At 53.1% G+C, this 6325-nt stretch carries 5 protein-coding genes; 4 read left to right on the top strand and 1 reads right to left on the bottom strand.

Going from position 1 to position 6325, the window contains the following annotated elements; all coding sequences use genetic code 11:
• The first annotated feature begins 124 nt into the window (after positions 1-124).
• The 3 genes from IFT98_RS21040 (at position 125) to IFT98_RS20760 (ending at position 4260) form a co-directional block, all read left to right on the top strand.
• The gene (locus IFT98_RS21040; RefSeq protein WP_244651033.1) at positions 125-280 is read left to right on the top strand and encodes a hypothetical protein; all 156 of its coding nucleotides are present in this window, start codon (positions 125-127) and stop codon (positions 278-280) included.
• 433 nt (positions 281-713) lie between these two features.
• Positions 714-3122: a hypothetical protein gene (locus tag IFT98_RS20765; RefSeq protein WP_192051376.1), complete on the top strand. Its 2409-nt coding sequence runs from the start codon at positions 714-716 to the stop codon at positions 3120-3122.
• A gap of 115 nt (positions 3123-3237) precedes the next feature.
• Complete coding sequence (locus IFT98_RS20760; protein ID WP_244651032.1) at positions 3238-4260, top strand: methyltransferase; 1023 nt, start codon at positions 3238-3240, stop codon at positions 4258-4260.
• 235 nt (positions 4261-4495) lie between these two features.
• On the opposite strand, the gene IFT98_RS21035 is transcribed toward IFT98_RS20760, so the two are convergent.
• Positions 4496-5008, bottom strand: a complete 513-nt coding sequence (locus IFT98_RS21035; RefSeq protein ID WP_244651031.1) for a hypothetical protein — start codon at positions 5006-5008, stop codon at positions 4496-4498.
• Between the two features lie 282 nt (positions 5009-5290).
• On the opposite strand from IFT98_RS21035, the gene IFT98_RS20750 reads away from it, so the two are divergent.
• Positions 5291-6283 (top strand): ATP-dependent nuclease, encoded by a 993-nt coding sequence (locus IFT98_RS20750; RefSeq protein WP_342214200.1) that lies wholly within the window; start codon positions 5291-5293, stop codon positions 6281-6283.
• The last annotated feature ends 42 nt before the right edge of the window (positions 6284-6325 follow it).

Genomic DNA, 6325 nt, shown 5'->3' with positions numbered 1-6325 from the left:
GGTCATCAGACACCTCTCTGTGGCGAGCATTCTCGCCTAAATGGGTGTCCGGTTTCATTAGACCACTACAGTTGGAGGTCATCTGGCGTGATGGATATCGACACAGCAAGGTAGGATTTTGCTGATGGATCTGCTTAAGCGTGGCGAGTTTACAGGAGACCTGTTTACCCCTTCACACACGGCCAGGTCGGATGAGCTGATCAGCGTGCTGGATCGTATCAACGTGAAGTTCGGAAAGAATGCTCTGCACTCCGGGCGGATGCCGATCAAAGCGGCATAGGCGAACCGCGAGATGATTAGCAAGAGCTATACCACCAGTATCGACCAGCTAATAAAATTCCATGCGATCTAGCTCATTGAATTTTAGCTCTGGGGGTCAGGAAAGACCGGGCTCCCCAACATTATCTATGCAACTGAGTTTTTATGAGTGGAGAACAAATGTACTCCAGCGGCAGCTGTTCAGATTTGATGTGCATTCACCAATGCCACCGCGGCTGCTCGGCTTTTAGTCTTAGTCAATCTGAAGCCGCGATTGACCCGCCTAAACCAAACCGCAGGTGGCGGCAAATTTTGAATATCTACACGTCCAGACCGACCGCCCCCCCGGGTGCTCGCTCAGCATCAGCCCAGTACCAACACTTTTTCTTATGATGCCACAGTGGCATTATAGACAGATCAACCTCAGATGATTCGGTGATTTCGTGCAAAAAATAATGGAAGCTCGCATCAAGAATGCTGAGCAGCTGAAGGATCCGGCGCATGTACGAATCGCTGTGCTAGGGATTTTTCGCATAGCCATGCAGCATGCTTGCGTAACGCTCGGGGAATGGGTAGTGCAAGCCTTGAAAGAGGACAGCACCCGTCTTTCGCTGCTTACGCCAGTAGATCTAGCCTCATTCAGACATCCTGCAGACGGAACATTGGTCAATTTGCTCTCTCAGTTGGTTGTGGCAGCCGAAAACATCGGCTGGAAATCGGTCGGGCGCCTTTACTGGGAAAAAGCTGATCTGTCTGAGGAACTGCGTCCCTTCGTCGGTGCCGCCCGGGCAAATCTGGAAAGTGTGCTTCATACCTTTGTTCAAAGCCGTAACGACGGCGCGGAGGGGCATGGACTTCCAGGGGACTGGACGCCTGCCATCGATATCGCCGTTGCCCGCTTGCTGATTAGAGGTATCTCAAACTTTCTCCCTACCTCCGTCAAGGGTAGCAATACGCTGTATTTCCCACCGCGTGGCGATCAGGGCCTGCAAGCTGTCTCGACTCTGCGTTTGGTCGACGGGAATCCACTTTGCTATCGAACCTTAAAGCGCACTTCCGCAGGTCGCCTTCAAGTGGATGCACAGGTACAAACGACACTCCTGTCTCGCGGCCAAGTAGTCTATGAGGTCGAAAACGTCCTGCTGGGTCTTCCCCAGCCTCGTACACCTGAATATCAAGTATCTGAGCCGTCATGGTCTGATACGTGGCGTCCCTTTGTATACCTCCCAGAGCGACTCGCTTCCGAATCAGTTTTTACCGGGCGTGACACTGAAATTAATGCGCTGTGCGAGTGGGCCGATGATCCGGATTCGCGCAAGTGCATGGTATGGGGAGACGGAGGTGTTGGAAAAACCACGATGGTCGTAGAGTTTTTGCACCGCTGGCTTGAAGGTAAAACCAAGATCGAGTGGAAGCCAGAAATCATTACCTTCTACACCGCCAAGAAGACCCGGTGGGGGCTCAGCGGTTTGGAACAGATTTCAGTGCAGGAAATAGGGGTGGCTGACGTCGTGCTTGACGTCGCTCGAATGCTCACCACTCCGAAGCTAGAGCGGCCTTGGTTCGAAAAAGAACCAAGGGAAGTGGTTCAAAAGCTCGCCACGCTGCAATCCGAGATGAAGATCAATCGCGACAACCATCTGATCATTCTCGATAACACTGAGACCATGGCCAACAACGATGCTGATGTCAGGGCACTTGCCTCTCAGATTAACGAGCTTAGCAGGAGGGTTGGGCGTGTGATTCTGACGTCGCGTCGACGTGAGCAAATCGAAGCCCTACCCATTCAGACTGAAAACTGGAGCGACGAAGAAGGTGCGGATTTTCTGCGCAAGCGCGGCGCTATTTTAGGGTGTACGGCGATTGGCCAGGCCGGGCCCGCGACACTCAAAAAATATTCACGGGCGTTGATAAACAAGCCAATCGCCTTGGAGGTGTTTGTGCAGGCTGCATCGACGCAAGGGACAGGACTGGAGCCGGCGTTTCAGCGAGTTCAGCGGATGCAACGTCAGGATCTGGGGCAATTCCTCTACGATGATGCATGGGGACGACTTTCCCCAGAGCTGCGACGAGTCCTGTTGTTGATGAGTCGTCTGGGCGATAACCATGACCAGTACCTTCTGCAACTGTGTTGTCAGCGCACTGGTGTGACTGTCGCTGCTGCAAGTGAGGCCATCGAAGAAAGCCGCGGAATCGGTAGCTTTTCTAGGATTGCTGGCGGTACTCAGATCACATTGAGTCCCGAATTCTACAATTACTGCATCGAACGGTATGAGGTCACAGATGGCAAGCGTGAGCCCACTGATGACGACGTGAGCTGGGTTCGGCGCCGTTATCAAGAATTTGTCGCCAGTGCTGAGGCAAAGGTTTCTGATCGCGCTATACAGGCATTCCGAACGCCGGCAGCTCGAGCGGCGTGGAAAAGCTACAGTGAAGCTAACTACGCTGATGCTTGCAATTATTACGAAACTGCAGTGCTCGAAGACTCTGAGAACGGCTGGCTCTTTGATCGCTATGCCTACACCCTGATGCGGATGCGCCTATTGGACGCTGCACTGGAAAAGGCGCGGAAGGCGACCCTGTTGCTACCTGATCAAGCTGAGGTGCATTTTACCAGGGGCATGATCGAAAGCAGGCTTGGTGATGTGGAGAGCGCTATCGAGCACCTTGATCGGGCCGAGGCACTGGGCAAACCCAAACACCTTTGTGAACTCCAGAAGACTTATGCGCATATCAACATTGAACCTCAAAATTTGATAGCCGCTCGTGAGTGTATTGAGAGAGCGCTTCGTTCAGCACCTAAGGATCGGTTCTACAGTCGGTTTATGGAAGAGGTCACGCGCCTCCAGCGCCGCTCCCTTTGACGTTCAGCGCCACCCTTGCACTGGTTGGGCTGGGGCATCGTATCAGCCCAATACGTGCTTGGGGGGCAGTGTTGGCTGTTATTCAGCACAGCACTATCGACACCCGAGGTCATCTATGACACCAAAACTTCTGGCGTACTATCTGAGCTGCGATCGAGTTCTTAGCCTCATCGAAAATCAGGGCATTCCGTTTCACGTTCAGCAATCGCTTCTAGGGCTACCCGTCTCTATGTCATCCGCGATCCTGTCAAATGACGTGGGCGCCTACGTCCTGAAGGCCATTTCGCGTGGAGAAATCAAGACGCTTCAAGAGCTGCAAATGGATGGAGGAATTCGCCAAGGGCAATCTTTCATTTATAACGGTCGGCTCAGAGGGAAAGGGTTCGGATTCAACAATAAAACCCCGGCGCTGGAGATGAGTACGATCCTTCCCTTCCCACTTGAAAACGTCAAATTCAGTCTTGAGTTCTCCAAGTCAGGGCTGGTCAATGACACGGCCTACACCCGGCTTTCAGGCCCATCAAACATTTTTGTTTTTGCCTATGTGGTGGATGTCTCGGGAAGCAGCATCCGTGCGATACCGATCGTCATCGGCGATCTTGTCGACTCTGACGACCCTTTTGCATCGTCGCTTTCTTATGCTATTTCGCTTCGCCCTGAAGAGGTTGAGCAGTTTTCCGCGGTTGACTGTGCATGGACGCCCAATAAGTCCCAATTCGAATTAATGCGGACTATTCCCGAAAAGCGCGTCAAAGATCTGATTTGCGATTTGCTTGGCCAGCCACCACAAAACGACTGGGGCGGCGAAGAGTCAGACATCTTCACTTCTGGGTTGCTGGTCGACGGGAAGAGAATGACTGGTGCGTTTTTGCTAAAAGGCCCTGCAAAATTTCACCCTATGACACCAAGAGATCTAGGCAAGAACGGAGACCAAATTTATCGACTTTTCAACGTCCCAGCCGACGTCTACGTGATTCAGCACTGTCACTCGATAGAGCCATCCGTAAGGGGGACAGCTGAAGCTTTCGCCCTGAGACGCATGCTAACTGCGCCATGCCGCGTGATGTTCATTGATGGATGGGATACAGCGCGGTTGCTGAAAGCTCATGGCCAATGGCCTAACCAGGCTTTAGGATGAATGAAATAGGTGGCAGCAACGGGCGCAAACGCTGCATTGGACGCCTAAACGAATGGTGATTTACAGGGTGATTGTTGGGATCCTGCTTGCGTCGCTCTCAGGCAGTTTGCGTTGACTGCGGCGCGTGTAAGGAAGCTGTTGGTCTCGGACGGCCCAGCAGCTTAAGTAGTTCTCCTCCAGCAAGCAGAGACCAGAGGCACTGATGAACTTGGCGCATATCTTGGCTACTCATAGTTTACTTCCTTGATGGTCTCGCGTTCTTGGTAACCTTTGTTTTTTCCGTCTCAACCGCATCAGCTATAGGGCTTTCTGCCAAGGCGGGCTCAGTAGCGGTGAGCTCACTTGGATGCCTACGATGAAGCTGAAGCTCCGCCTCTGCAGTCGCTAGCATCATACGAGCTTCTATAACGCGCTCATTGTTAAGCGTCGCGGCTTGGGTAAGCGTTTCTCTCTCTTGGCGCAGAACGGCAAGCTGTTCTTGGATCTGTTCTGCCACAACGATGGCCCTGGATTCAGATAATTTGAGTGCCTGTATTTCTCCAGTCAGAGTCTGAATGCGGGCCTCATGGGCATGCAGCGTTTTCACCTGCTGGCGTGACTCTCCCAGCAACCGCTCGTTATCGCGGTTCAGACGCGTCAGGTCATCCTGTTTCAACACTAACGTTTCCTGCAGCTTGCGCTGCTCGACCTGTGCCTGATGCAGCTGAGATTCATGTCGGCGTTGATCTTGGTCACGCTGTTCTTTCACGGACTCCCGGTAATGCTCAAGGGTGCCGCGCGCATGTACGTGCTTCTCTTCGAGGGATTGGATTTGTTTCTCCCTGTCACTGACCAAAGCTTCAAGGTCAGTACAGCGCTGACTGATCCCCGCGTTACGCGTCAGTTCGGCCTGGAGTGATCGGCTGTTTGAACTTCAATGGCGGCTTGCTGAGCGCCCAGTTGCCGACGTGCCGAGGTCAGTTCAGATTGCAGGCTAGCGATCTGCGCCTCAAGCCCCACTCGCTGCAAATCGAAGGCTGATCGAGCCTGCTTGATCGACTCGTCACCTCACCTTGTTCTGATTGAAGAGCCGGAGGCCCACCTCCATGTACAAGTCCAGCAAGTTTTCGTCCGACACGCTTACCAAGTGCTCTGTGAAGATGAGCTGATCAAGCGCTATCCCAATCTGAAGACTCAGCTGCTAGTGAGCACGCACTCAAGTCATATCACCCATGAGGTAGAGTACGATCACCTTCGCTATTTCCGTCGTCTGCCGGCGGGCATGGACGGCGTGCAGGTACCCGTTTCGACCGTTTCAAACCTATCGACAGTGTTTGGCGAGGGTTCCTACACTCAAAAATTCGTCACTCGTTATCTTCGGGCTCAGCATGCTGAACTGTTCTTTGCCGACGCAGTGATTTTGGTTGAGGGCGCTGCTGAGCGAATGCTGTTGCCACAGTTTTTGCGCACTCACTTCAAGTTTCTCGATCAATGTTACATCAGCATCCTGGATATTGGAGGGAGTCACGCTCACCGACTTCGGCCTCTCGTGAACGCACTTGGAATCGTCACATTGGTCATCACTGACCCGGATGCTGGCAAGGCCAAAGCGGCAAAACCGGTTCGCCGAGGCACCGACCTCTCGACCAACAACCCAACTCTCAAGCACTGGCTTAGGATGAAGGCCGCTTCTGCAAAAGTGGATGACCTTCTCGAAATGGCCGAGGAGCTGAAATGCCAGGAGCTCGATGAGCTTTTTGCTATTCGAATCGCCTACCAAACTCCCATCTTCGTCGCTCTTGCTCAGACGGGGCCTCTACCGGTTGAGGTGCTGGCGAACACGTTCGAAGACAGCTTGGTACTGACCAATGCAGCTTACTTTGCATCACGCTCCGGTCGTGGGCTTGTCGGTCAGTTTGCCCGGGCACTCCGATCGGCCACGACCCCTGAGGAACTCAGTGAGAGCTTTTTCGAGGCGCTTCGAGATGGCAACAAGGCAGAGTTTGCTTTGGAGGTACTGGGGGCGACTACTTTCCTATGCTGACAGTACCAAACTACATACGTGAAGGCTTGGTATGGCTTGAAT

Source organism: Pseudomonas sp. CFBP 8770 (assembly GCF_014841705.1).
Classification (GTDB): domain Bacteria; phylum Pseudomonadota; class Gammaproteobacteria; order Pseudomonadales; family Pseudomonadaceae; genus Aquipseudomonas.
This window is presented reverse-complemented; position numbering and strand designations above follow the sequence as displayed.

Coding starts and splice junctions, on each gene's coding strand:
- IFT98_RS21040 (WP_244651033.1), top strand. CDS start 125: ATGGATCTGCTTAAGCGTGGCGAGTTTACAGGAGACCTGTTTACCCCT.
- IFT98_RS20760 (WP_244651032.1), top strand. CDS start 3,238: ATGACACCAAAACTTCTGGCGTACTATCTGAGCTGCGATCGAGTTCTT.
- IFT98_RS20765 (WP_192051376.1), top strand. CDS start 714: ATGGAAGCTCGCATCAAGAATGCTGAGCAGCTGAAGGATCCGGCGCAT.